Raw genomic sequence first — 26,665 nt, forward strand, 5'->3', positions numbered from 1 at the left:
CCGCTGCCCGACAATGGCAGCCACGCTGACCGGGGTGATGCCCTCTGACCAGCCATCCGGCGAAGCAGCCATGAGGCTGTGTGCCGCTTTGGAAGGAGGCGTCTTACTTCGGGACGTCGAGCACCCGCAGTTGCGCCATTTCCAGGTCAGGGGAGAACACAAGGGCGAGGCGGCCGCCGTCCGGGGAGAAGCTGGGATACTTCAGCGGCCCGTCCGCGACCTTGCGCATCGACCCAGAGCTGAGGTCGATCAGCCAGACCCCCCGCTCGCGGCTGCGGCCGCCGGCAACTGCCAAGCTTCGGCCATCGGGAGAAATCTCCATGCCAAGGAGCGCGGTGAAGCCGGAGGCCAGCTTGCGGGGCGGGCCGTTGGGCAGGTCCTGTCGATAGATCTGCGACGGGGCGTCGGTTCGGCTCTGTCCACTGTCGCCTTGGGCGTCTGGGGCGGCTGCGAAGATGAGCTGTCGGTTGTCTGGGGAGAGCACCGCCCAGCCGGCGCGGCCCTGGTCTCGGCAGCTGTCCGACCCCTTCTGGCGGAAGATTTCGTCCAGCCGCCAGGTGTGCCCGTCGAGGGTGACCGGGCCGGGTAGGTCGCCGATGCCACGCCGCGTGATCGGGGCGAACCCGTCGCAGATGCCAGAGCCGTGGGACAGGTAGCCGCTGTCCAGGTCCCGGCGCCGACTGACACCGGTGGGTAGGCGCTTGCCGAGGGGGGCCAGATCCTCGATGCGTCCGCTGGCCGGGTCGTACGCGATCAGGGTGAACCCGGTGGATTCCGAGTCGTCGGTGATGCACTTGCGGGCCAGGCCGAGGCGACCGTCTGGCAGCCGGTGCGGTAGCAGGTAGTCGGTGCGCCGGCAACCGGGCACCTGCGGCAGGTCGACAGGTTCCGCGGCTTGGCCGGGTGCGATGCGCATGAGGCGGTACGGGGTATCGAGGTTAGGCGTCCCGTGGAAGTAGATGTGCCCGTCGGGTAGCCACACGATGACGGCGATCTCTCCGTCCGGGGCGTTCAGGCGAGTACCGGGCGGGCTGGGTATCTCGTTTGCGGCGCCGGACTGCCGCCAGTCGCACGCCGTTATCGCCGTTAGCAACAGGAGGCAGACGGGAGTCTGGCTCCACCGGCGTGTTGACTTCACGGCTCACCCCCTGCTCCTCCGCTGGCGTTGACGGCCGATCGATATGGAGGACAGTAAAAGTATGCGGCGCATCACCGACCTTGTAGTTCCGCCCTCCACCCGGTACAGCCATCCGTACAGCCAACGCCGCCCGCTAAGGCCGACGCTGCCCGACATCGGCAGACGGGCTGATCAGAGGAGACATCACCCGACCAGCCATCCGCGATCTTCTTCTAACAGTGAGGATGATGTGGGTGAGCCCCGCAGCGGTCGTCCTGACTCGTCGCCTAACTGACTTAGGGTCTTGAACGGGATTCGTCGGTCGCCTGCTTGCGGGGCTCACGTGCACTCACCGGGCCAGAGGGTTGTTGGTGACTTCATAGGAGCCTGTGCCAGCAGGCACCCATCACTGTTCTGTCCCGCTTGCCTCGGCTGGTGCGTGCCGCCCTAGCCCTAGCGAGAGGACGGCAATGTCCACCATGACACGAACAGGAACCGGTCTCCAGTACGGCGTGTTCGGCGGGGTCGACACCCACCGTGACACCCACACCGCGGCGGTGATCGATCCCGTCGGCCGGCTCCTGGACCACCGAACCTTTCCCGCCACCGCGGCCGGCTACCAGGAGCTGCTGGCCTGGCTGCAGGCGTTCGGGACGGTCCAGCGGATCGGGGTCGAGGGAACCGGCGCCTACGGGAACGGCCTCACCAGCTACCTCACCGGCCAAGGCATGACCGTGATCGATGTCGACCGCCCAGACCGCAAAACCCGCCGCTCAGCCGGCAAGTCCGACCCGATCGACGCCGAAGCAGCCGCCCGCGCGGCGGCCTCCGGCACACGTGCAGGAACACCCAAGAACCGCACCGGTAACGTCGAAGCACTCCGCAACCTGCGCGTCGCGCGCCGCTGCGCGATCAGCCACCGCGCCGACTGCGTCCGCCGCATCAAAACCCTCATCGTCACCGCACCCGAACCACTCCGCGATCAACTACGCGACCTGCCCACACCTGAACTCATCGCCACCTGCGCCGCGCTACGCCCAGACGCAGCCCGGATCGGCCAGCCATGCCAGGCAGCCAAAACCGCGCTGCGCAGCCTGGCCCGCCACCACAACCAACTCACCGAACAGATCACCGAACTCGACACCCTCATCACCCCGCTGGTCGAGGCGATCAACCCCCGCCTGCTCGAACTCAACGGAGTCGGCACCGACGTCGCCGGACAACTCCTGGTCACCGCCGGCCAAAACCCCCAACGCATCCGCTCCGAAGCAGCCTTCGCGATGCTCTGCGGCGTCGCACCCATCCCCGCCTCGTCGGGGCGAACCCACCGCCACCGCCTCAACCGCGGCGGCGACCGCCAAGCCAACGCCGCCATCCACCGCATCGTCATCTGCCGACTCCGCTGGGACCCCAGAACCCGCGCCTACATGAACCGCAGAACCACCGAAGGACTCTCCAAAAAAAGACACCATCCGCTGCCTCAAACGACTCATCGCCCGCGAGCTCTACTACGTCCTGACCACCACTTGACGATCCATAGGAGCATCCCCCAGGCTGGCAGGCCCGCCGTTACACTCGATCATGCCGTTCGATCTACAGCCCGTGCTCCTTGGGGATCTCCTCGGCGTCAGGCCCCTGCGTTCGACGGATTTCGACGCTCTCTATCAGGTAGCTCGAGACCCCCTCATCTGGGAGCAGCATCCCGTCAGGGACCGGTACCGGCGCAACCTCTTCACCCGGTTCTTCGCGGAGTCCCTCGCGTCCGGCGGCGCCCTGGCGGTCACGTCCGCTGGAGGCGACATCATCGGGTCGTCCCGATTCCACGGTTACGATCAGCGACGCAGCGAGGTCGAGATCGGGTGGACGTTCCTTGCCAGGTCGTATTGGGGCGGACAGGCCAACAGGCAGCTCAAGGCCCTCATGCTGGAACACGCGTTCCGCTTCGTTGAGCGGGTCGTGTTCCTCGTCGGCCCAGACAACCGGCGTTCTCAACGAGCGCTTGAGAAAGTCGGTGCGGTTCGCGTGGGAACCCGACCTGACGCGGCAGGCCGTGACAGCTTCCTGTTCGAGATCAAGCGTCCAGCCGCCGGTCGCGATTCCCCGCTGGCGAGGGACCGGGCCACCCACGGGCCATAAGGTGGTGTCACCCAGGGCCAAGCAAGGCTACGCGAGAGCGCGTCGAACTGGCGTAGAGGCCCATTCACAGCCGATCTTGTGCGATTCCCAAGCTGACAGTGCGGGTTCGATTCCCGTCACCCGCTCCACCAGACCCCGCAGACCGGACCCGGCCTGCGGGGTTTGTCACGTCAGGACGGTGCAGGGAGTGTTCGAGGTGGCGCGGTCCGAATACGCGATCTTTCTGAACGGCGGATACGGGGTCGGCAAATCGGCCACCCTGGAGCATGTCGGTGATCTGCTCGCGCAGGCGGGCAGGCCGTTCAGCCTGATGGATGTCGACTGGTTCCACCGGTCCTGGCCGCCTGCGGAGCAGGACAACGCTCTGCTCGAGGCGGACAACATCGCCGCGGTCTGGAAGAGGTACCGGACGGCGGGTCCGCGGCAGTTGGTGATGTGCGGAGTGATCTCGACCGAAGCTGCCCGCGACCGTTACGAAGCGGCGGTCGGGTGTCCGGTTCGCCCAGTTCGGCTCACGGCCGATGCCCACGTGACCCGTCGGCGGTTGCGCGGGCGCTACAGCGCGAGTCAGCAACCGGCGCTGGACTGGCACCTGAAGCGTTGGGACGAGATCGCCGCACGGCTCGAAGCCGCGGACCTGGACGAGTGTTCGATCGACACGACCGCCCTCGCTCCGCACGCGGTGGCCGAGCGAATTCTTCGGCACTTCGGGCTGGGATCGATGCCCAATGCATCAAACGGTTGAATGGCAATACTCTCAGTCGAGTGCTCCGTACTCGGCCGGTGGCGTGACCAATTCCGGATGCGTGCGGGGGTAGTCCTCTCCGTAAATCTCCAGCAATGCCCACTGCCATGCCTCGTCGTGAAAGATCAGACCGCGGTACGGCGTGTGCGGCGACTCGTACGGGTAGCGCTCCAGCGCGGCGTTCTCCGCCTCGATGGGTGTCAGCTCGCCGTACCGGTGCATCGTCCAGGCGAACCGTCGGCGCTCGCCGGCGAGGTACTCGACATACTCATCCTCTGTCCAGCTCATGCCGAAACAGTAGTCAGCTGCCGTAGACCTCCAGTTCGACGATGCGGGAGTAGGTGTGGTCGTTGCCGTCGAGGCACAGGATGCGGACGGCGTCGGCCTGGACGGGGGTGAACGTCGACGTGACGTGGCCGGCCGTGTTGCCGCGGACCTGGGCCACGGTCTGCCAGGCGCCGGAAACGTGGGCCTGCACGTCCCAGTCGCGCAGGCCGTTCAGACGGGCCGGGTATTTCGCCGAGTCGAGCGTGTACAGCTCAACCCGGTTGACGGTCGCGGGCGCGGACAGGGCCACGTCGTACGTGTCGGGGAAGGCGGCGCGGGTGCCGTCGTTCCAGCCGGTCAGCGTGTCCCAGTGTTCGGAGTCCTTGTCGCCGTCGACGGCGCCGCAGAGGGTGAAGTTGCCGTGCGTGGACGAGGCGGTCGCCTGTTCGCCGAGCGCGAGGTTGTCGCCCGGGCCCTTCGGCGGCAGCGGGTCGACCGTCACCGGGACGCTCACCCGCGACTGGTCGACCTCTACGTCGATCGTGTAGCTCCCGGGCGCGGTGTCCCGCGGGACGCGGACCTCGACCGGCGCGGACACCGGCTGGTCGGGGTCGACCGCGGGCAGCCAGGACGAGAACAGCGTGCGGGACAGCTGCAGCGGACCGGTCGGCTCGAGCGTCAGGTCGGCATACCGGTCCTGGGTCCCGGTGTTGGTCATCGTCAGGTTCAGCAGACCCGGGAAGCACGGCAGGCCGACCACGTTCAGTGTCTCCGGCGTGACGCCGATCGCCACGTCGGAAGTTGCCGAAGGCATCGAGCTGGAGCCGAGCAGGGCGGCGGCGACCAGCGTGCCGGCCGCGACGACGGTCTGTCGGGGGATCCTCATTGCTGCACCTCCGCGATGCCGGGGCGGCCATCCTCGACGAGGAGTTCGGCGCGTGTGCTCACGGTGCCGCCCTGGACGGACACCTTGTCGACGACGCGGTAGTCGGAGATCCACCGCTGCGGTGTGACGCTGCAGCTGACGTACCCGCGCTGGAAGTTGCCGAACTTCAGGTGCGGGTTCTCCCGCAGCAACGTCGCGCCACCGGCATCGAGGTCCTGACCGTCCATCCCGGAGGTGATGGACGTACCGACGAACTCGGCGCCGACCGTCGCCGACCCCGGATCGTCGAAGTCGAGCTTCAGGTCGGACGCCACGCTGCGGTGCAGGTCGCCGGCGATCGAGACCAGGTTGCGGACCTTCCGCTCGACCGCGCCGCCGAGGATCCGGTTCCGGGATGCCTCGTACCCGTCCCAGGTGTCCATCGGGACCAGCACGTCGGGACCGTCCTTCGTGTCCAGCCGCGCGATGGCGGTCTGATGCGCCAGCACGTTCCATCGGGTCTGCGACGCGGCCCAGCCGTCGAGCAGCCACTTCTCCTGCGCGTCACCGGTGATCGTGCGCGCCGGGTCCTCCGTCTCCGGACCGGGCGCCTTCGTGCCGTCGCCGTACGCCTGGTCGGACCGGTACTGGCGGGTGTCGAGCACGCTGAACTCGGCGAGCCGCCCGTACCTGAACCGCCGGTACAGCTGCATGTCCGGACCCTTGGGCAGTTGCGCGAGCCGCAGCGGCATGTGTTCCCAGTACGCGCGGAACGCGTTGGCGCGGCGGACCCGGAACTGCGCGGGCGGCGCGCTCGGATGCGCCTCGTCGGCCCAGTTGTCGACCACCTCGTGGTCGTCGAGCGTCACGATCCACGGCGCCTTCGCGTGCGCGCTCTGCAGGTCGGGATCCAGCTTGTACGCCGCGTACCGCTGCCGGTACTCGTCCAGCGTCACGGTCTGCTGGGTGATGTGCGGCTCGTTCGAGTGCGGCCGGATGCCGCGGTCGATGCCGAACTCGTAGATGTAGTCGCCGAGGAAGAACACCACGTCGTGGTCGCGCCGGGCCATGTCGGCGTACGCCGTGTACCAGCCCTCCCACCAAGCCTGGCAGGACGCGAAGGCCAGCGACAGTTCAGGAACGACGGCGTCGTACGCCGGTGCCGTCTTGGTCCGGCCGACCGGACTGAGCTGCCCGTTCACGCGGAAGCGGTACCAGTAGTGGCGCCACGGCTGCAGGCCGCGGACGTCGACGTGCACCGAATGGCTCGACTCGGGTCCGGTCCGGGCCGTGCCCGCGCGGACGATCCGGTGGAACTGCTCGTCGGCCGCGACCTGCCACTGCACTTCGACCGGCCGCCGGTCCATCCCGCCGAACGGCGCGAGTGGATCGGGGGCCAGCCGGGTCCAGATCACCACCGCGTCCGGCAACGGATCGCCGGACGCGACACCGAGCGTGAACGGATCCCGCCGGTCCGGCCGGCCCGTCCATCCCGCGACAGCGCTCCGGATCTCCGGAAGACTGCCGCCCAGCGCGAGCGCCGCCGCTGCTCCGCTGACGGTGAGGAAGTTGCGTCGTGTTGTCGGCATCGGCACCCACCCACCCGATCATCCCGAGGTGATCACATCCGTAACGGGAGATTACGAGAAGTTCACACACTAGGGTGGGAGAATGACCGATTCCGGCCGTTACTGCGAAACGATCTTGCTCGCCGGCGGCGCCGTGATGTCCACCGGCTTGTTGTAGCTGGTCATGTCCATCACCATCTCCACCGGGCCCATCTCGAAGCTCATGCGGCGGATCAGGTGCGCCTTGTCCATGAACATCGAGTAGGTCAGCGTCGACGGGACGCCCTCGGGCACCTTCTTGCCCTGCGCGGCGAGTGCCTTCGCGGTGTTGACGGTCACGTCGTACCGGTCGAGCTTCTGTCCCAGCACCGTCTGGACGCCGACGTACTTGACGTTGACCATGCTGGAGCTGAAGGACTTGTAGATCTTGGTCGGGTCGCCGCCTTCGACCAGCTCGGAGAGCTGGCTGTTCAGGCCGGACTTGAACTTCACGAACTTCCCGGCCGGCGTCAGCCCGGGCATCGACACGTACGCGGTGCCCTTGACCACGATGACCTTGCCGGTCTTGCCCTCGAGGGCCGCGCCGCTCATCTCCATGGACATCGCGACCGGGTCCGTCGTCTGGTAGCCGTCCATCGTCATCGCGGGCGTGCCGTTGACGGTCATCGTGCCGGTGGTGTGCCACGACTTCTGCTTGGCGATCGCCCTCGTCATCGCCGGGACGAACGTCACGCGGTTGAGACGGGCGACCGTCGCGGGCTTGGCGGTGTTGTCGGCAGCCGGCTTCCCGGCGGTCGGCGTGGACGCCGGCGTGCTCGGCTTGTAGCCGGTGGCCTCGGGCTGGTCGTTGCCGCAGGCGGCGAGGCCGAGAGCCAGCGGTACGGCGGCCGCGGTGGCGACGGCGGCACGGAACTTCATGATGCGTTTTCCTCCCCAGGGGATGCAGACGGTGGATCTTATGGTCTGGACCACCTGGGAAGGAAGGGGTTTGCAGCTAGTTGCAGATCAGCTTTCCGAACGCTTTACAGAGGCGAGCAGCAGCTGCGCGACATCCTGGACCTCGACCGACTCGCGGGCCGAGCCGTCGGCCTGCTTCGCGGTGAGGCCGTCGGACAGCATCACCCGGCAGAACGGGCAGCCGGTGGCGATCTTGTCGGCGCCGGTCTCGACCGCCTCGGTCGTGCGGTTCAGGTTGATGCGGGTGCCGAGCTTCTCCTCCATCCACATCCGCGCGCCGCCCGCGCCGCAGCAGAACGACTTCGTCCGGTTCCGCGGCATCTCGGCGTACTCCGCGCCCGGGATGATGTCGAGCAGCTCGCGCGGTGCGTCGTACACCTGGTTGTGGCGACCGAGGTAGCACGGGTCGTGGTAGGTGATCTTCTGGCCGTTGAGAGAGCTGTCGGTCGGCGCGACCGGCGTCAGCTTGCCGTCGCGGACCAGTCGGTTCAGCAGCTGCGTGTGGTGGATGACGTCGAGCTCGACGCCGAGCTGCGAGTACTCGTTCTTCAAGGTGTTGAAGCAGTGCGCACAGGTAGAGACGACCTTGCGGACCTTGGTCTCCTTGAAGACCTCGGCGTTCTGCATCGCCAGCTGCTGGAAGACGAACTCGTTGCCGGACCGCCGCGCCGGGTCACCGGTGCAGGTCTCGCCGTCGCCCAGCACGGCGAACGAGACGCCGGCGATGTTCAGCAGCTCGGCGACCGCCTGCGTGGTCTTCTTCGCACGGTCCTCGAACGCACCCGCGCACCCGACCCAGAACAGGTAGTCGACCTCGTCCAGCGACTCGACGTCGGCACCGACCTGCTTGACCTCGAACGGCAGGTCCTTGGCCCAGTCCATCCGGCCGGACGGGTTCATGTTCCACGGGTTGCCCTTGTTCTCCAGGCCCTTGAACAGCCCGTTGAGCTCGGACGGGAACGACGACTCGATCAGCACCTGGTACCGGCGCATGTCCATGATCGCGTCGACGTGCTCGATGTCGACCGGGCACTGCTGGACGCACGCACCGCACGAGGTGCAGGCCCACAGCGCCTCCTCGTCGATGACCGCGACGTCCGCGGGCCCGACCAACGGCTTGTCCTGCTCGGCGAGCACCAGCTCCGGCAGCGACTTGCGCTCCTCGTCCGAGGACGCCAGCAGGTACGGCGCCTTGGCGTACGCGTGCTCGCGCAAATTCATCATGACGAGCTTCGGCGACAGCGGCTTGTCGGTGTTCCAGGCCGGGCACTGCGACTGGCACCGCCCGCACTCGGTACAGGTGGTGAAGTCGAGCAGGCCCTTCCAGGTGAAGTCCTCGACCTTGCCGACGCCGAGCGCCGCGTCCTCGTCGAGCTCGTCGATGTTCTCGAAGTCGATCGGGGCGCCGTTGACCATGATCGGCTGCAGCGCGCCCAGCGCCGTACCGCCGTCGGGCTTGCGCTTGAACCAGATGTTCGGCCAGGCCGTGAACCGGTGCCAGGCGACACCCATCGTGGCGTTCAGCGAGATCGTGATCATCCAGGCGAACGAGATCAGGATCTTGATCATCGCGACCAGGTAGACCGCGTTCTCCAGACCCTGCTCGCTCAGTCCGCCGAACAGCCCGGTGCCGATGAAGTACGTCATCGGGAAGTGGAACTTCGAGGCGCCGCTCAGCTCGTACTCCAGGCCGCGGAGCAGCAGGATGCAGACCAGCACGCCGAGGATCGTGTACTCGACGTAGTACGCCTGCCACGACGTCGAACCGTAGAACCGGGAGTAGCGACCCTCGGCACCCTTCGGCAGGTGCCGCAGGCGGATCAGGATCAGCCCGACGATCGACACCAGACCCGTCCAGGTGAGCGCCTCGCTGACCCACTCGAACACGAACCAGTGCCCGATGATCGGCAGGGCCCAATGCGGGTCGAAGAGCTGGCCGAACGCTGTCACCAGGGTCAGGAACAGCCCGATGAACCCGAACGCGACGAACCAGTGCATCACCCCGATGTGACTCCACTGCAGCATCCGGGTGTGGCCGAGGGTTTCCTTGGCCAGGGTGACGGTCCGTTTGCCCGGCTCGTCGGTCCGGCCGGCGGGCTGACCGAGCTTGATGACGGACACCATGTGCCCGATCGTCTTGCCGAACAGCGCGACGGCGACCAGGGTCACCGCGAGCGAGACGACGATGGCGAGGATCTGCATACCAGCGATGTTATTGGTTGGTTACTCGTCAGTCATGTCTGTGTAGGGCTCGTCACGCCACCAATTGGCCTGTCACCAAACCGATACACAGCGTTACAGAAGACTTCTTGCCGTCATCATAGGTCACTTCGTAAGTTTCCAACCACTGCAACCGCAGTACCTGTCAATCGGTTTCGGTGGGAGAGAACGATGCGTCTTCGTCGGGGAATCGCTGCTGGAGTGCTGGTCGCGACCGGTCTGGTGGTGCCTGCCGGTACGGCGGCCGCGGCCACATGCGACACGAACACCGTCAACTGGTACACCCGCGGCGGTCACGAGGTGTACGTCGGGACGAACCTGTACAGCGACTGGATGGAGGGGCCGGGCCGGATCACCTACCAGAAGACCGCGACGTCGGAGTCGAACTCGTCCTGGTCCGGCGATCTCGGGGTGAGCATCCCGCTGGTGATCGCGGAGATCCAGAACAAGTACTCCAAGACCGTGGGCAAGTCCCACTCGGTGACCGACAGCTGGTCGTACACGGCGGAGGTGCCGGCCGGGAAGGTCCGCCGGCTGCACCAGCTCAAGCAGTCCTGGCGGGTGCAGGTCGTGCGCTGGAAGTACACGACCAGCGACTGCAAGAAGACCAAGGAGATCAGCAACCGGACGGCCACGTTCCCGACCAAGAACCGCGACTACCTGTGGATCCTCGTCGGCCGCGAGTGAGCCCGGACCCCAGTCACTCACCAACCGGCGGTGTCCGGGCAGGCTCACGCTCACCCGGACATCACCGAGGGCCGTCGGCGGAGGTTGGTGAGCGGTGGGTGTCCGCTCAATCGACGAGACGCGCCAGTCGGGCCGTGACCGCCGGGCGGCGGGGGTCGTCCGCAGGCAGTGCGGTGTCGAGGGTCTCGAACACCTCGAGGTCCTCGGCGCCCGTCGGCGTCTGGGCGAACTTCCAGAGGAGTTCGGGGTCGCCGGTGTCGAGGACGGCGCGGCGGAGGGTGGCGTCGAGCTCGTCGCGTTCGGCGCGCAGTGCCGGGGCCTCGGAGCGGGCGAGCAGTGGGCCGGCGTACGACGCGACCGCCTGCTCGAGGTCACCGTGACGCAGGGCCTTCTGGACCTCGGTGACGTCGCTGCTGACGTCCGCGACGATGCGGTACGGCTTGGTGTCGAGGACGCCGCCGCCGAGGAGGTTCCGCAGCCGGTGCATCTCGGCGCGGACCGTAGTCGGGTTGCCCTCGTCGCCGTACAGCTGGAGCATCAGCTGCTCGGCGGTCAGCCCGGTCGGCTGCAGTAACAACAGTGCGAGGACTTCGGCGCGCCGCAACGTCAGCGCGATCTCGCGGCCGCCGACGACCGCGATCGGCTGGCCCGAGCCGAGCAGCTTCAACCGCAGGGACGGTCGCGCACGGCGCACCGGCGTACCGGGCATGCGCAGCAGGTAGCCCTCGTCGAGTCGCTCGACCAGGCCCTCGCGCCCGTCGCCGAGGTCGATCCGGTCGGCGCCTTCCGGTACGACGAGGCGGTCGGGCAACCATTCGAGCGGCTGGACGGCGAGGACGCGGCCGGTCGGGGTCAGCAATGCGCCGGGCGCGTCGCCGAGCGCCATCAGGTGCCGCATGTTGCGAGCCCGCAGCATCTCGTCGGCCGCGGCCATCCGGACTCTCAACTGGCCCTCGGCGAGCTGGGCGGCCGCGGTCACCAGCGCGACCATCGCGGGGTGCACCGTACGCAGCGGACCGGAGACGTCGACCGCGCCGAGCAGTCTGCCGGTGTCGGGGTCATGGACCGGCGCGGCCGCACACGTCCATTCGTGGATCCGGCGGACCAGGTGTTCGGCCGAGTGGATCTGGACCGGCTCGCCGACCGCGAGCGCCGTCCCCATGCCGTTGGTGCCGATCTGGTCCTCCGACCACACCGCGCCCTCCGACAGCGCGATCCGGTCGGCCGTCCGCTTGACGTCGGATGCGCCCTCGCGCCACAGGATCATCCCCTGGGCGTCGGTGACGATCATGATGTGCGACGCCTCGTCGGCGATCGTCGTCAGCGTCTGCCGCAGCACCGGCAGCACGGCGCGCAGCGGATGGTCGGCGCGCAACTCAGCGACGGCGCCCTCGTCGAGGATCATCGGCGGCGCGTCGAGCTCGGGGTCGACGGCCGCGGCCAGTGAGCGTTCCCAGGACGCGGCGACCAGTGGGCGCGGGTCGGCCGCGGCCCGGCCGCCGCCGAGCACCTCGTCGTACAGCCCGCTCAGCCGGCGGGCCTGCTCCGGTGCGTCCATCCAGCCTCACTCCGCGGTGCAACGTCCGTGCAACGTGCCGGTGCCTAGTGTCCCGTCCAACGTCGGTTCCGAAGGAGGACCCATGACGATCTTCGCAGCTCCTGGGCAGGATGGCAGCCCGGTCACGTACAAATCGCGCTACGAGCACTACATCGGCGGCGAATGGGTGCCGCCGGTCAAGGGCGGGTACTTCGAGAATCCGACGCCCGTCACCGGTGCGCCCTTCACCGAGATCGCCCGCGGTACGGCGGAGGACGTCGAGGCCGCACTGGACGCCGCGCACGGCGCCGCGCCGGGCTGGGGCCGGACATCGCCGGCCGAGCGGGCGAACATCCTGAACAAGATCGCCGACCGGATCGAGGCGAACCTCGAACTGCTCGCGGTCGCCGAGAGCTGGGACAACGGCAAGGCCGTCCGCGAGACGCTGGCCGCCGACCTGCCGCTGGCGATCGACCACTTCCGGTACTTCGCCGGCGCGCTGCGGGCCCAGGAGGGCTCGGTGTCGGTGATCGACGACGACACGATCGCCTACCACTTCCACGAGCCGCTCGGCGTCGTCGCGCAGATCATCCCGTGGAACTTCCCGATCCTGATGGCGGTCTGGAAGCTGGCGCCCGCGCTGGCGGCCGGCAACGCCGTCGTCCTGAAGCCGGCCGAGCAGACCCCGGCCTCCATCCACGTGCTGATGGAGCTGATCCACGACCTGCTGCCGCCGGGCGTGGTGAACATCGTCAACGGGTTCGGCGTCGAGGCCGGCAAACCGCTTGCCTCGAGCAACAGAGTGGCCAAGGTCGCGTTCACTGGTGAGACCACGACCGGGCGGCTGATCATGCAGTACGCGTCCGAGAACATCATCCCGGTGACGCTCGAGCTCGGCGGCAAGAGCCCGAACGTGTTCTTCGCCGACGTCGCGTCCACCCGGGACGACTTCTACGACAAGGCGCTCGAGGGCTTCACGATGTTCGCGCTGAACCAGGGCGAGGTCTGCACCTGCCCGTCGCGGGCGCTGATCCAGTCGTCGATCTACGACGGCTTCCTGGGCCACGCGGTGGCCCGGACCCAGGCGATCAAGCTCGGCAACCCGCTCGACACCGACACGATGATGGGCGCCCAGGCGAGCAACGACCAGTACGAGAAGATCCTCGCCTACATCGGGATCGGCAAGGAAGAGGGCGCCCGGGTGCTCACCGGCGGCGGTCCCGCGGAGCTCGGCGGGGACCTGGCCGGTGGGTACTACATCCAGCCGACGGTCTTCGAGGGCGACAACAAGATGCGGATCTTCCAGGAGGAGATCTTCGGCCCGGTCGTCGCGGTGACCAGGTTCGACGACTACGCCGACGCGATGAAGATCGCCAACGACACGCTGTACGGCCTCGGAGCGGGGGTCTGGTCGCGCGACATCAACACGGCGTACCGGGCCGGCCGGGAGATCCAAGCCGGGCGGGTCTGGACGAACAACTACCACGCGTACCCGGCGCACGCGGCGTTCGGCGGGTACAAGAACTCCGGCATCGGCCGCGAGAACCACAAGATGATGCTCGACCACTATCAGCAGACCAAGAACCTGCTGGTCAGCTACAGCCCTTCGAAGCTCGGGTTCTTCTGAGCCCGTGGTGGCGAAGGTGCTGCTCACCGACGAGGCGGCGCAGTGGTTGCGCCGCCTGACCGGGATGCACGGTCCGCTGATGTTCCACCAGTCCGGTGGCTGCTGCGACGGCAGCGCGCCGATGTGCTACCCGGACGGGGAATTTCGTACGGGGTCGGCGGACGTGCATCTTGGTGACCTGGTCGTCGACGGCGTGGAGAAGCCGATCGGCTTCTGGATGTCCGCGAACCAGTACGAGTACTGGAAGCACACCCAGCTCACGGTCGACGTGGTGAAAGGCCGAGGCAGCGGCTTCTCGGTGGAGGCCCCCGAAGGCATCCGCTTCCTGATCCGCCCCCGCCTCTTCACCGACCAAGAGTCCGCAGAACTGGGACTCCTCTGAACGAGTGCCGACCGTCCGGTGGCGTTGCCGGACGGCCGGCACTCCCTCATTCGCTCAGTACGGCCGCGTAGATCGCAGAGCTGTCCCGCTCGCTGTCCGCGGCCTTCCGTCGCAGGATCTCCAGTCGCTGCTCGTCCGTGGCCGCCTGCAGTTGTAGCGCCTCAGCTACATGCGGCCGATCGACCACGTGTAGCCAGAAGGTCAGGTCGATCTTCCAAGTGTCGGTATGCAGTACGACGTAGAAGCGCTCGTCGGTGACGGCCGGGGTCGGACGCCTGTCGTCCCGCTCGTCCCTGAAGTCGACACTGCGCATCTCAATGACGCGGTCGAGGGTGACCAGGCCCTTCAGGATGGTTGCGTTGGTCGCGTCGGGGGCGTCGAACATGACGTCGAGGTCCCGGTCGACCATCAGGCCGGACAGGGCGCTGCCGATCAGGACCGGCTGCCATGGGAAGGCTGTGCCGAGGTCCAGGCGGTGGTACAGGGCCTGGGCCTCGGCTTGCAGCGCCTGGGCGCGTTCGACAAGGGACATGCCTTTGACGGTAGGGGTCAGGTTGTTGTGATGACCACGGGGTTTCCGGGCGTGATCTGGTAGGTGGTGCCTTCGACTGTGACGGCTTGGAGATCCAGGTGGCCTGCATGGCAGTCCAGCGTGAGGGTGTCTGAGGTGGAGCTGGCGGTTCCCCAGCCGGTGTTGGTGACGAACGGGACCTTCCAGTGTTCGCCGGAGCGGGCTGCGGCCTGCGGGGCGAACGTGACTGTCTTGGTGAGCGCGTTGAAGCGGTAGCCGGTGAGGGCTTCCAGGACGGACCAGCCGGCCGCGTTGCGGATGTAGTGGTCGCCGCATTCGATGGGGTTGAACGGGTTGCGGCGGGAGCCGTCGTACCTGGCCCAGAGGCCCTGCAGGATGGCCATGCCCTCGTCGGCGAGGCCTTCGTAGAGGCAGTGCGCGGCGACCTGGTACTCCGAGCCGGTCCAGACCTCGTCGCAGTACCGCGTGGGTACGTCGGGGCGACCGCCGTGCGGCCAGGTGCACATCAGGAGGCCGGTGTCGTCGCCGTCGGCGAAGACGCGGTACGGGTGCTCGAAGTCGTGGAACCCGGTCCGCAGGTTGTGCCGGACGACATTGCGCAGCGCCGTACGGACGTGGTCCTCCGGCAGCAGGTAGCCGAGGTCGAGCTGGTGTGCCCACCACTGCCCGATCAGCTGGTCCGCCAGGCAGCCGTCGCCCCACTGGAAGTCCCGCGTCTCTTCCGCGTCCAGGATCTGCCGGTAGTACTCGCCGGTGAACAGCAGCTCGTCGTACGACGCGCTGCCCGCGTCGAACAGGCTGCGGTACTCCTCGGCGTCCTCGCCGAGCAGCACTGCCATCTCCTCCGCGGCACGCAGCGCGGCCAGCCACAGCGTGCCCATGAACGAGTTGACGCCACACAGGTCGATGTCGTGCGTGCTGGGCTGGATGCCACGCAGTACGCCGTCCTGCAGCCGCTTGCCGTGGATGTGATCGAGCAGGCGTACGACATTGGGCCAGCGACTGCGCAGCCAGTCCAGACCGGCTCCTTGGCGCACCTCGCGGTACGTCTTGAGTACGGCGCCGAGCATGCCGTCCAGAGCGGGCTCTTCCGGGCCGCCGATCACCACGTCCCACAGCTGCTTCATATAGAGCGGTGCGCGGACCCGGTGCGGGATGTACCCCTCAGGCGCCTGCATGACGTCGTACTCCGTGTCACGCATGTTCTGCTCGAGCGACGGGAAGAGGCGGGAGAGCGTCTGCTCGTAGTTCCACACATGTGTGCAGTTGAGTGGACAGGAGCCGCCGTACCGGCCACCCCACATTGCCGTGGACGCCCCGAGCACGCCTTCGAAGCCCAGTACGTCGCCGGCCGCGGTCTGGAAAACAGTTGGACTCCGTACGTCGGCCACGAGCGCAGCGAGCCGTGGGCCCGTCTCGCCGGGCAGGCTGCTCGACTCGAACGCGTCGGTCCACGCTGTGGTCTGCGCGTGCAGCTCGGACCAGTTGGCGATGAAGGAGTCAGCCGCGGCGACGGCGTCCGGCGTACGACGGGTGTATGCGTTGCCCAGCCAGAAGCGACTGTGACCGTACTCCGGGTGCGGGCCGAACTGGTTGAAGTCGACATATCGGTTCGGGAAGTGCCACGCGATCAGGAACCGGACCTGTGTCGTCTCACCCGGCTCCAGATTGAACGGGACAGCAAGCCCACCGTTCCAGGTGCTCCCAGGTGCACTCGCCCCGCTGACCGGGGACACCGGCCCATTGAGAAAGGCAACAAACTCCTCAGGCCGAGTCCACTGCGCACACACCAGTCCCGGGCTGTCAGCGGCAAGCACCAGTTGCCCCGATCCGAGGTGGTCGACGGGCAGCGTGGCGTTCTCGAGCACCAGGTAGGTCCAGTTGCCTGCGTGCCGGACGCGGTTCGTGTTACCGCCGTACCCGCTGTTCGCCACCCCGTCGATGGGTGTGACGCCGTCCCAGCCGACCGAGTTTTGCAGCGCGCCGGCCAGTTTGCCGTGGATGGCGATCTCGCCCGGGTTGTGCAGCGTGAACGTAAACCCGACGACGGGCTGCGAGCTGGCCGCGGCGTCGGACGGCACCAGCGGGTTGAACACGTCCAGGCCGAGCTCGATCGGCAGCTCCGTCTCGTAGTCCACATGTGCCTGTGGATACGTCGCGGTGACCTTGGTCGGGCCGATGGGCTGCAGGACGTCCTGCAGGCGGCGCTCCGCAGCCGGGACTACGTCGTCGGTGACGAGCGGGGTGTTCGTGGGCTCGGACGGTGGACCCTGGAGGAGGCGGATCGCATCCAGTGGGGGTTCCACGCGGGACAGGCGGAGCGCGAAGAAGCTGTCCGGCACGTGGCCCTCGTGATTGCCGATGTTGTGCAGCTGCCACTGCCGCAGCGCACCGTTACCGGCCAGCGCGACGGTGCCGGTGCCGAGACCTCCCAGCGGGAGGGCGAAGTGCCGAAGGTTGTCACCGGTGTAGTGCATGTTTCTCCGTCCATGTACCGGCGGAGGCGAACAACGCCACCGGGCCGGGGGCGAGTAGTAATAGGGATGCGGTCACGGAGGTGCCGAGGAGCAAGGCGACAAAGGCCAGTGCGAGTACGCCGAGGGGCACAAGCGGGGCTCGTGCAGCCAGGTGCAGCGCCGTGAGCCAGAGCGTCTTACCGCGCAGGCCCATGCTCACGCGCAGGCTGAAGGCGTGACAGGAGCCGACCAGGGCGAGCACACTCGCGCAACCGCTGACAGCCAGCGGGATCGCGAAGACCGCGCTGGTACTGAGCTGCCAGTTCAGCAACGCCAGCGCGGCGATGACGGCTGGCACGCAGGCGACCTCGACGCCGGCCAGGGCGTGGCGCTTGAGGTGCTGGAGTAGGAGCAGGACGCCCCCGCGATCGTCCCGGACGATCGAGTCGGTCGTCGCGGTCACGGCTGCCCACGTCGGTCCGATCAGCACGGCGCCGAGCAGAAGGCTGATCGGGGACAGGCCGGGGCTGACGAGGACGACGAGGCCGGAGCTCACGCAGACCAGGACTCCCGCGGAAACCAGGACCGGGAGCTCGTGCCACAAAGCCTTCAATGCCCGAGGCAGGTAGGTCATGCGCGCAGGCCCGTCGACGCGATCGAGGCGATGAAGGACCGCTGGAAGATCAGGAACAGCACGAGGATCGGCAGGACGACCAGGGTGATGGCGGCGAACAGTACGACGGCCGGCCCGCCGCCGACCGCGCCCTGCAGTGAGACCAGGCCGACCGGAAGGGTCATCTTCTCCGGGGACGACAGGAAGATGTACGGCCAGAAGAAGTTGTTCCACGACGCCTCGAACACGAAGATGCCGAGCGCGGTGAGGCCGGGGCGGGCCAGCGGCAGGATGACGCGGAACAGGATCCAGAAGTGCCCGGCGCCGTCCATGATGGCTGCCTCGTCCAGTTCGCGCGGGATCGAGGCGATGTACTGGCGCAGGAAGAAGATCCCGAACACGTTCACCAGCGCCGGCAACCAGATCGCCACCGTCGTGTCCACGAGATGCAGCCAGCGCATCATGATGAAGATCGGTACGACGGTGAGCTGGACCGGCACCACCAGCGCGGCCAGCAGCACCGAGAAGATCTGGTCCCGCCCCGGGAACCGCAGCCGGTTGAACGCGTACGCCGCCAGCGCGCTGGTTAGCAACGCACCGGCTGTCGTGAGCACCGCGATCTGCAGACTGTTCCACGCCATCTGTGCGAACGGGATCAGGTCCGGCACCTGCTCGAAGTTCTGCAGCGTCGGCGGCCGCGGAATCCACCGCGGCGGCAACTGGAACGCGTCGATCGGCTCCGACAGCGCGTTCACGACCAGCCACAGCAGCGGCGCGATCATCACCACGCTGCCGAGCACCAGCACGAGGTCGAGCAGCTTCCCCTTCACTGGTGCACCCACCGGCGCGACAGGCGGAACTGCAGGCCGGTGACGACCATGATCACCACGAACAGCACGAGCGACAGCGCCGCGGCGTATCCGACCTCGAAGGACTGGAAGCCCTTCTCGTAGGTGTACTGCACGATGCTGCGGGTCGCGCCGTCCGGGCCGCCCTGGGTCATGATCACCATCGGGTCGAAGATCTGGAACGCGCCGATGAAGGTGATCACTGCTGCGAAGAAGATCGTCGGCGACATCACCGGCAGCGTCACGCCCCAGAACCGCCACCACGCGTTCGCGCCGTCCACCCGGGCGGCCTCGAGCAGCTGCCCCGGCACGGTCTGCAGGCCGGCCAGCAGGATGATGAACGTGTACCCGATCGTGTGCCACCAGTCGACCACGATCAGCGTCGGCAGCGCCCAGGTCGGCGACGCCAGCCAGTTCGTCGTCGACGAGAGGTAGTAGTTCGCCGGCCCGAAGGCCGGGTCCAGGACGTACTTCCAGATCAGCGCGACCGCCGCCCACGAGACCAGGAACGGGAAGAAATACGCCGTTCGGACGAAGTACTTGGTCCCGCGCGTCATCGTCCGGTGGACGCCGAGCGCGAGCAGCATCCCGAACCCGATGTGCGTGACCACGGACGCGAGTGCGAAGACGAACGTGTTGAGCATCGCGCGGACGGTCGCTGAGTCCGACACCAGTTGCCGGAAGTTGTCCAGGCCGGCGAACTCCGGCGTACTCAGTAGGTCCCAGTGGAACAGGCTGAGGCCGAACGCGGCTACCAGGGGGAGTGCGACGAAGACCACGAACAAGAGGACTGCCGGGCTGATGAACAGGTAGCCCGGCAGCCAGTCGCGACGCTGCGGCTTCAGGTGGGGTTTCAGACCAATCCCTCCAGCGTGGTCTGCGCCTTGCCGAGCGCGTCGGCCGGCGCGGCGTTGCCGGTCAGGGCCTGCTTCCAGCCGTCCTCGATCGCCCGCTGGATCGCGGCGCCCTTGTCCGGCGACGGGATCGGGGTCGCGTAGCTGAGCGCCTGGTACAGGTACTCGGTGCCCTTCGGCGCGTCGGTGAGGAACGACTGGCTGTTCGCGATCGACTTGCGCGCCGGGACGATGGTGCCGCCGAGCTGGGCGAACGTCGACGAGCCCTCCGTGGAGATCAGGAACTTGATGAACGTCCAGGCGTCGTCCTTCTTCTTCGACGCCTTCAGGATCGGGTAGCCGTTCCAGCCGACCGGCGACCCCTGCCCGACCTTCGTGGGCCACGGCACGATGCCCATCTTCGCGGTCGCTTTCAGGTTCCGGATGCTGATGATCGGCCAACGGCCGCCGCCGAACATCGCCAGCTTGCCCTGGGCCGCCGCGGTGGTCGCGTCGAACGTGCCGCCGGGCGCCGGCGACAGCTTGTCGGCCACCAGCTTCCGGTTGAACTCCGCCGCCTCGATCACCTTCGGGTCGTCGTACGTCGGCGTCGACCAGTCCTCGCTGAAGCTGCTGGTCCCGTTCGTGAGCAGCCACGGCATGATCGCCGCGAAGTACTCCGGCCCGGCGGCGTACCCGAAGGCGCCGGTCTTCGACTTGATCTGCTCGCACGCGTGCCGGAAGTCGTCCCAGGTCCACTGCGCGGTCGGCTCCGGTACGCCGGCCTTCGCGAACAGCTCCTTCGAGTACCACATGCACATCGTGTTGAACTCGCCCGGCAGGTAGTACGTCTTGCCGTCGGTGGACGCGTACTTCTTGTCCCACTCGATCAGGTTCGGGTCCATGTCGCCGTAGTACTCGTCGATCGTCGACTGGTCCTTCTTGATGTAGTCGTCGAGCGGCGCGAGCAGGCCCTTGGACGCGAACAGCCGCTGGCCCTCGGTGGCGATCTGGATGACGTCCGGCACCTGGCCGCCGGCGATCCGGGTGGAGAGCTTGTTGAAGAAGTCGCCCCAGTTCGACAGCGGGATGCCCTCGGCCTTGAGCTTGATCTCCGGGTGCTGCTCGGTGAACTTCGCGAACAGCTTGTTCCAGGTCGCCTGCTGCTCGGCCGTGCCCATGTAGACGAACGACAGCTCCTTGGTGGACGAGCCGCCGCCCCCGCTGCCGCCACCTCCGCAGGCGGCCACCGAGGCGGCGAGCGCCGTACCTCCGGTCGCTTGGAGGAACCGTCGCCGACTGAGCGGGGGGTGATCCATGAGCGGACCTCTCTCGCGGGAAATCGATTTCTCCGGAGCATAGTCCTGCCCGGCGAAACGGTGTCAAGGGTCGGGCGCCGGGAAACTCACGGGGAAACCTTCACTGCGGCGCGGAGGGTCGCGGGGCCCGCGATCAAGCGCGAAAACGGGGTCGGCCGGGGCGGGTGTCATGGATCCGCCCATGACATTTGTCAGCGGTCCGATCGCTGGCATCCGCGGGTCCGGCGGGCGCACGATGCGATCACCCCAATCACGCCGGCCTCCGCCCACCGGCCGCACGGGACCGCGACGCGGAGGCCTGCCGTAACTCGAGGAGTCCAGTTGAGGCAAGGGATTCTCGTGTCCGCCCTGAGCGCCGGTGCACTCGCCGTCGTCGGACTGACCGCATCGGGAGCCGCAGCGGCCCCCACCCCCTACACCGCCGGGAAGCACGCCGCGAAGGTCTGCTCGGCGACCACGGCCGCGCACACCGCGGTCTGCGACGCGATCAAGCTGGTGAACGACAAGGGTGTCGCGCCCGCGTCCACCACACCGCCGTCGACCGGTCTGACGCCGAGCGGCCTGCGGGACGCGTACAAGCTGAACGGCCTGAGCGCGGGCGGCCGGACGGTCGCCATCGTCGACGCGTACGGCTACCCGAACCTGGAGCGCGACCTCGGTGTCTACCGGTCGCAGTTCGGCCTGTCGGCGTGTACGACGGCCAACGGCTGCCTGCGGATCATCGACCAGAACGGCGGTACGTCGTTGCCGCGGTTCAACGTCGGCTGGGCCGGTGAGCAGGCGCTCGACGTCGACGCGGTGTCCGCGGCGGCGCCGGACGCGAAGATCGTCGTCGTCCAGGCCAAGTCCGCGAGCTTCGCCGACCTCGGCACCGCGGTCGTGACCGCGTCCAAGCAGCCGGGTGTCGTTGCCATCTCCAACAGCTACGGCGGCGGCGACGCCTCCGACGCGACGTACGGCAGCTACTACAACCACCCGGGCATCGCGGTCACCGCGTCGACGGGTGACAACGGCTACCAGGGCGGCAGCTACCCGGCGTCCTCGTCGTACACCACGGCCGTCGGCGGTACGTCGTTGGTTGCCGCCAGCAACTCTCGCGGCTGGAGCGAGTCCGTGTGGAGCGGCGCAGGGTCGGGCTGCTCGTCGTACAACACGGCTTTGAGCGCCGCGGCGTCGTTCGACACCGGGTGCTCGAAGCGCGCGATGGCCGATGTGTCCGCCGCCTCCGACCCGTCCAAGGGCGGGATGGCGATCTACTACCCGACCAGCAAGACGACGTCGACCTGGGCGCAGTTCGGCGGGACGAGTGAGGCGGCGCCGATCATCGCGGCGGTCTACGCGCTGTCCGGCAACACGGCCGGGTACGCGAACGCGTTGCCGTACGCCAACCCGGGCTCGCTGTTCGACGTGACCAGCGGCAGCAACGGCTCGTGCCCGACGACCCAGTGGTGCAACGCCCGCACCGGCTGGGACGGCCCGACCGGCCTCGGTACGCCGAACGGCGCCGGAGCCTTCTGACAAGCACTGTCGGTGATCGGGCCGTGGCTACGTGCAATGGCCCGATCACTAACGGTACTGTTCCGAGCACGAAGGACAACCCTCGACTCCACGTCAATCCGGAGATTTCCCTTCCCCGGAACCTCCCTCGGAATTAAGGTCAGCCCCCGGGACGGGTCGTGGAGGGCGACCCGCAGACACGAACTCCATGGAGATTTGCTGTGACAACATCACGCAGAGGGCGGGGGCTCCTGGCAGTCTCCGCCGTCTCCGCCGCCGCCACTGTGCTGGCGATGACCGCCGCTGGGGCGGACGCCGCACAGACGGCCGGTGCCGAGGGCAAGCAGCCCGCGCAGACCGAGAAGCAGGACGCCGGCAAGGAGCGGAAGGGCAACTACGACGCCCGGACGCCGAACGCCCGCACCACCTATGCCCGTTCCGCCAAGGTCGAGGGCAAGGAGACCGCGGCCGCGAAGAAGTTCCGCGACTCGCTCGGCGCCCAGGGTGTCGTCGAGGTCGACCCGAACACCGGCACCCCGGCCCAGGTCACCAAGCTGAACGGGTTCCTCACCGGTAAGAGCGCCAAGAAGGCCACGGACGTTGCCCTCGGCTACGTGAAGGCCCACCCGGAGGTCTTCAAGCTCTCCGACGCCGACCTCGGCACGCTGAAGCTGCGCAAGGACTACGTCGACGACCTCGGCACTCACCACATCTTCTGGACCCAGGTCGTGGACGGCGTCGAGGTGTTCGGCAACGGCCTCAAGGCCAACGTCACCAAGAACGGCCAGTTGATCTCTGTGATGGGCTCGCCGGTCTCCGGCCTGACCACCGCCGCGCAGTCCCGGTCCGCCGCGGCCACGCCGAAGGTCTCGGCCGAGGGCGCGCGCAGCGCCGCGGTCAAGGACGTCGGCGGCAGCGCGAAGTCCGCGACCGCGAGCACGTCCGGTGTCAGCACGAAGTTCAGCAACGGCGACACCGCGAAGCAGGTGTGGTTCCACACCGCCGACGGTCTGCGCAAGGGCTGGCTGACCTACACCAACTCCGGCGGCACCAAGATCTACAGCCACGTCGTCGATGCCCAGACCGGCGCCACCCTGTACCGCAAGGACCTGGTCAGCGAGGGCAACGGCGACGCGCTGGTCCAGGACAACTACCCGGGCGCGCCCAAGGGCGGCACCCAGCGGGTCGAGAACCTGATCTACAACAAGTGGCTGCCCAAGAACGCGAAGACCCTCCTCGACGGTACGTCGGTCGCGGCCTGGGCGGACGTCAACGACGACAACCAGCCGAACGGCGGCGAGACGGTCAAGGTGCCCGGCACCAAGACCGGCGCCGAGTACAAGCTGACCCCGTTCCAGAGCGCGTCCTCGTTCTGCTCCACGTCGTACATCTGCACCTGGGACCCGGCGAAGCCGGACTCCTGGAAGACGAACATGAACCAGGACGTCACCAACGCGTTCTACCTGGCCAGCAACTTCCACGACTGGCTGGCGAAGGCGCCGATCAGCTTCACCCCGGCGGCCGGTTCGTTCGACGCCGCGGGCGGCGACCCGGTGCTGCTGAACGCGCTGGACGGCGCGGCCACCGCCGCGAACGGCGGCCCCGACGCCAACCACATCGACAACGCGAACATGTCGACCCCGCCGGACGGCACCCCGCCGACCATGCAGATGTACCTGTGGCACCAGCCGGGCGCGACCGACGAGCAGGACCCGTGGGTCCCGGCCAGCGGCGCCAACGACGCCAGCATCCTGTACCACGAGTACACCCACGGTCTGTCGAACCGCCTTGTGGTGGACGCCACCGGGAACTCCACGCTGAACAGCATCCAGGCCGGCTCGATGGGCGAGGCGTGGAGCGACTTCTACGCGATGGACTACCTGGTCTCGCACGGCCTGGAGAAGGACACCACCGCTGCGGGCGAGGTCCTCGAGGGCAAGTACGTCTCGCACGGCGAGCTGTTCCGCACCCAGGCGATCGACTGCCGGGTGAAGGCGGTCAGCCCGAACTGCGTCCAGCCCGACGGTTCGAAGGGCGGCTACACCTACGCCGACTTCCCGACCATCGGCGGCACGCCCGAGGTCCACGCCTCCGGCGAGGTCTGGGCACAGACCCTGTGGGACCTGCGCGAGCGTTTCGGCCGTAGCTACGCGATGAGCATCATCACCCGCGCGATGGAGCTGTCGCCGAACGACCCGACGATGCTCGACATGCGCAACGCGATCGTCCAGGCCGACCTGGTCGCCAGCGGCGGCAAGAACGCCGACGTCATCTGGACCGTCTTCGCCAACCGCGGCATGGGCTGGTACGCCGGTGTCGTGGACGGCGGCGACGCCTTCCCGGCCGAGGACTTCCACAAGCCGCCGACAGGCGCCACCACCACGCTCAGCGGCAAGGTGACCGACAAGGACACCGGCGCACCGGTGGTCGGCGCGCTGGTCTACGTCGGCGGTCACTCCTCGGGCTATGCGGGTGACTACGCCGGCACGACCGACGCCAACGGCAACTACTCGATCAGCAACGTCGCTCCGGGCACCTACCCGAAGATCGTCGTGTCGGCTCCGGGCTATGAGCTGATCGTCCAGTCGGTCAAGGTCATGGCGGGTGTGAAGGCGAACTTCGCGCCGCGCCGCAACTGGGCGGCCGCATCCGGCGGCGGCTCGGTCGTCAAGTTCAACGGACCGGACTTCAGCGCCTACAACTGCGGCCCGGGCGGTGCAATCGACAACGCCCAGGGCACCGGCTGGGGCAGCACCACCGGTGACGACAACGGCACCCCGACCAACCAGATGATCCCGAAGTTCGTCGACATCAAGCTGCCGGCATCGGTCACGGTCAGCGCGTTCAACGTCGACCCGTCCAACACCTGTGGCGACCCGGGCAGCGCCTCGACCGGTCAGTACCGGATCGAGACCTCGGCCGACGGCACCACCTGGGCGACCGCGGCGGAGGGCACGTTCGACGCCACCAACCGCGGCAAGTACAACCTGGTCACGCCGACCGGCAACACCACCGGCGTCCAGTACGTCCGCTTCTGGATGCTCAGCCCGCAGGTCCCGGACTTCCAGAACAACTGCCCCGCAGGCGCCTTCGGCGGCTGCCAGTTCACCGACATGACCGAACTCCAGGTCTTCGGTACCAAGTAACCCCGCAGTAACCGCGCAGCATCCCCGCGAAGGCCGGCCGAGCAACCGCTCGACCGGCCTTCCGGCTGTTGCGAGGGGTGAACGCTGCAGGTGATCAGCCCACGCGTGCTCCGAGCCGCGTGCATCATCGCTGCGCTTGTCAGCGCGCCTGCTTCGCAGCCGCCGTCTTCGTCGCCGCACTCAGCGCACATGCTCGGCGCACTCCAACCCACCTCTGCTTAGTGCGGTGCAGCTGTTCCCGGCCGGCGCCGGAGAGTTTCGGGCTCTCGCCGGAGTGCCGTCGGCGATCTGCGAGTCGGCGCTCGCGAGTGACTGCTGGGCGAGCGGCTTTCGGCGGGCAACCGTTGGGTGGCGTGGCCGAATCCAGCATCCTGCGTGCACCTACCCAACCCGGCCGCCGGCCCGTCACTTCCAGTGGCGCCCAACTGTGCGGGGCCACTCGCCGTCGCGCGTTCGCGGCAGCCTCGGCGTACCGATGCTCCCGAGTACCCGGCTGAGGTCAAGCACCCTGATCTGCCGACCGATGGGGAGTTGCAGTCGCTGGCGTACTTGCGGGGCACGGGATGCCCTTCGTCGTGAAGCCGGCGGCGGACTGGCGCTCCGGCCGTGCGGAGCGGCGTGACCAGAGCAACGGGGACCCCGATTGGCATTTGAACCGCGAATGCCAGTAGTGTTCTTCTTGTTGGAGCGAGGCGCGGGACGCGGAAGCGGCCGGCCCTCCGACAAACTCCCTGAAGGTCTCGGAAGCCGAAACACGCCTGGGCGGGTTTCGGGTGCTGGGTCGTGTAGGGAGGCTGGTTCGAGGAGGGCCGATTTGACCGGCTCGAAGCGGAACAGTAAAGTTTGGCGGGTTGCCCCGGGGCTTCGAACGAAAGTGAGAAGCGCGGTGTGCGTCCGATTCTTGAGAACTCAACAGCGCGCCGAAAGTCAATGCCGAAAGATGCATTAACCCCGTACACAGGCATTGGATGACTCTCCTGCCCCTGGTCTTTCTGAGATTTTGGGTGTTGGGTTTGTCTGTTGTTCTGTGTCGGATTCCTTTGAAACAATGATTCAAAGTCAGTTTGATTTGTTTCTGATTCGAAGGATCTACTCAAAGTAGTCTGTTTTCCGCGGTTCGTCGTGGTTGACATATAGATTTCAACGGAGAGTTTGATCCTGGCTCAGGACGAACGCTGGCGGCGTGCTTAACACATGCAAGTCGAGCGGTAAGGCCCTTTCGGGGGTACACGAGCGGCGAACGGGTGAGTAACACGTGAGCAACCTACCCTCAACTTTGGGATAAGCCTCGGAAACGGGGTCTAATACCGGAT

Annotated in this window: 20 protein-coding genes, 1 rRNA gene and 1 pseudogene; 9 read left to right on the plus strand and 13 right to left on the minus strand. The window is 67.5% G+C overall.

Going from position 1 to position 26,665, the window contains the following annotated elements; translation table 11 throughout:
* Positions 1-103 precede the first annotated feature (103 nt).
* A complete protein-coding gene (locus ABZX12_RS17680; RefSeq protein WP_355694246.1) occupies positions 104-1,138 on the minus strand; it encodes a hypothetical protein in 1,035 nt (344 codons plus the stop codon).
* 458 nt (positions 1,139-1,596) lie between these two features.
* On the opposite strand from ABZX12_RS17680, the pseudogene ABZX12_RS17685 reads away from it, so the two are divergent.
* The 3 genes and pseudogenes from ABZX12_RS17685 to ABZX12_RS17695 all read left to right on the plus strand — a co-directional run.
* A pseudogene (locus ABZX12_RS17685) lies at positions 1,597-2,529 on the plus strand (IS110 family transposase); the annotation flags it as partial.
* Positions 2,530-2,698: 169 nt separating this feature from the next.
* A complete protein-coding gene (locus tag ABZX12_RS17690) occupies positions 2,699-3,253 on the plus strand; it encodes a GNAT family N-acetyltransferase (protein ID WP_355694309.1) in 555 nt (184 codons plus the stop codon).
* A gap of 187 nt (positions 3,254-3,440) precedes the next feature.
* Positions 3,441-3,998 carry a hypothetical protein gene (locus tag ABZX12_RS17695; protein ID WP_355694247.1) on the plus strand — a complete coding sequence of 186 codons (558 nt, stop codon included), beginning with the start codon at positions 3,441-3,443 and terminating at the stop codon, positions 3,996-3,998.
* Positions 3,999-4,010: 12 nt separating this feature from the next.
* Here the strand turns inward: ABZX12_RS17695 and ABZX12_RS17700 are convergent, their stop codons facing one another.
* From ABZX12_RS17700 to ABZX12_RS17720, 5 genes are all read right to left on the minus strand, one after another.
* Complete coding sequence (locus ABZX12_RS17700; RefSeq protein WP_355694249.1) at positions 4,011-4,286, minus strand: hypothetical protein; 276 nt, start codon at positions 4,284-4,286, stop codon at positions 4,011-4,013.
* A gap of 13 nt (positions 4,287-4,299) precedes the next feature.
* Positions 4,300-5,151, minus strand: a complete 852-nt coding sequence (locus ABZX12_RS17705) for a hypothetical protein (protein ID WP_355694251.1) — start codon at positions 5,149-5,151, stop codon at positions 4,300-4,302.
* Positions 5,148-6,719 carry an alkaline phosphatase D family protein gene (locus ABZX12_RS17710; RefSeq protein ID WP_355694252.1) on the minus strand — a complete coding sequence of 524 codons (1,572 nt, stop codon included), beginning with the start codon at positions 6,717-6,719 and terminating at the stop codon, positions 5,148-5,150. The genes ABZX12_RS17705 and ABZX12_RS17710 overlap by 4 nt, the downstream gene beginning before the upstream one ends.
* Positions 6,720-6,818: 99 nt before the next feature.
* Positions 6,819-7,616 (minus strand): hypothetical protein, encoded by a 798-nt coding sequence (locus ABZX12_RS17715; RefSeq protein ID WP_355694254.1) that lies wholly within the window; start codon positions 7,614-7,616, stop codon positions 6,819-6,821.
* An 87-nt stretch (positions 7,617-7,703) separates the two neighbouring features.
* Positions 7,704-9,857 carry a (Fe-S)-binding protein gene (locus ABZX12_RS17720; RefSeq protein ID WP_355694256.1) on the minus strand — a complete coding sequence of 718 codons (2,154 nt, stop codon included), beginning with the start codon at positions 9,855-9,857 and terminating at the stop codon, positions 7,704-7,706.
* Between the two features lie 189 nt (positions 9,858-10,046).
* Here ABZX12_RS17720 and ABZX12_RS17725 point away from each other — a divergent pair, with 189 nt between their 5' ends.
* Complete coding sequence (locus ABZX12_RS17725; RefSeq protein WP_355694258.1) at positions 10,047-10,562, plus strand: hypothetical protein; 516 nt, start codon at positions 10,047-10,049, stop codon at positions 10,560-10,562.
* 106 nt (positions 10,563-10,668) lie between these two features.
* On the opposite strand, the gene ABZX12_RS17730 is transcribed toward ABZX12_RS17725, so the two are convergent.
* Positions 10,669-12,120, minus strand: coding sequence for a GAF domain-containing protein (locus tag ABZX12_RS17730; RefSeq protein ID WP_355694259.1), 1,452 nt, complete (start codon positions 12,118-12,120; stop codon positions 10,669-10,671).
* An 82-nt stretch (positions 12,121-12,202) separates the two neighbouring features.
* Here ABZX12_RS17730 and adh point away from each other — a divergent pair, with 82 nt between their 5' ends.
* Both adh and ABZX12_RS17740 read left to right on the plus strand, forming a co-directional pair.
* On the plus strand, positions 12,203-13,726 hold the full coding sequence (gene adh, locus ABZX12_RS17735; RefSeq protein WP_355694261.1) for an aldehyde dehydrogenase: 1,524 nt from the start codon (positions 12,203-12,205) through the stop codon (positions 13,724-13,726).
* 4 nt (positions 13,727-13,730) lie between these two features.
* Positions 13,731-14,108 carry a DUF779 domain-containing protein gene (locus tag ABZX12_RS17740; protein WP_355694263.1) on the plus strand — a complete coding sequence of 126 codons (378 nt, stop codon included), beginning with the start codon at positions 13,731-13,733 and terminating at the stop codon, positions 14,106-14,108.
* Between the two features lie 46 nt (positions 14,109-14,154).
* Here the strand turns inward: ABZX12_RS17740 and ABZX12_RS17745 are convergent, their stop codons facing one another.
* From ABZX12_RS17745 to ABZX12_RS17770, 6 genes are all read right to left on the minus strand, one after another.
* Entirely contained in the window at positions 14,155-14,640 is a 486-nt protein-coding gene (locus ABZX12_RS17745; RefSeq protein ID WP_355694265.1) for a hypothetical protein, read from the minus strand.
* A gap of 17 nt (positions 14,641-14,657) precedes the next feature.
* On the minus strand, positions 14,658-17,117 hold the full coding sequence (locus ABZX12_RS17750) for a GH116 family glycosyl-hydrolase (protein WP_355694267.1): 2,460 nt from the start codon (positions 17,115-17,117) through the stop codon (positions 14,658-14,660).
* Positions 17,101-17,730, minus strand: a complete 630-nt coding sequence (locus tag ABZX12_RS17755) for a hypothetical protein (RefSeq protein WP_355694269.1) — start codon at positions 17,728-17,730, stop codon at positions 17,101-17,103. Before ABZX12_RS17755 ends, ABZX12_RS17750 begins: the two co-directional genes overlap by 17 nt.
* Entirely contained in the window at positions 17,727-18,539 is an 813-nt protein-coding gene (locus ABZX12_RS17760; RefSeq protein ID WP_355694271.1) for a carbohydrate ABC transporter permease, read from the minus strand. Before ABZX12_RS17760 ends, ABZX12_RS17755 begins: the two co-directional genes overlap by 4 nt.
* Positions 18,536-19,336, minus strand: coding sequence for a sugar ABC transporter permease (locus ABZX12_RS17765; RefSeq protein WP_355694273.1), 801 nt, complete (start codon positions 19,334-19,336; stop codon positions 18,536-18,538). Before ABZX12_RS17765 ends, ABZX12_RS17760 begins: the two co-directional genes overlap by 4 nt.
* Positions 19,337-19,410: 74 nt before the next feature.
* A complete protein-coding gene (locus ABZX12_RS17770) occupies positions 19,411-20,709 on the minus strand; it encodes an extracellular solute-binding protein (protein ID WP_355694275.1) in 1,299 nt (432 codons plus the stop codon).
* A 339-nt stretch (positions 20,710-21,048) separates the two neighbouring features.
* Here ABZX12_RS17770 and ABZX12_RS17775 point away from each other — a divergent pair, with 339 nt between their 5' ends.
* From ABZX12_RS17775 to ABZX12_RS17785, 3 genes are all read left to right on the plus strand, one after another.
* Positions 21,049-22,227 (plus strand): hypothetical protein, encoded by a 1,179-nt coding sequence (locus ABZX12_RS17775; protein WP_355694277.1) that lies wholly within the window; start codon positions 21,049-21,051, stop codon positions 22,225-22,227.
* A 272-nt stretch (positions 22,228-22,499) separates the two neighbouring features.
* Entirely contained in the window at positions 22,500-25,352 is a 2,853-nt protein-coding gene (locus tag ABZX12_RS17780) for a M36 family metallopeptidase (RefSeq protein ID WP_355694279.1), read from the plus strand.
* Positions 25,353-26,492: 1,140 nt separating this feature from the next.
* Positions 26,493-26,665, plus strand: a 16S ribosomal RNA gene (locus ABZX12_RS17785); the annotation flags it as partial.

Source organism: Kribbella sp. NPDC003505 (genome assembly GCF_040610875.1).
In the GTDB taxonomy this organism is placed as follows: Bacteria; Actinomycetota; Actinomycetes; order Propionibacteriales; family Kribbellaceae; genus Kribbella.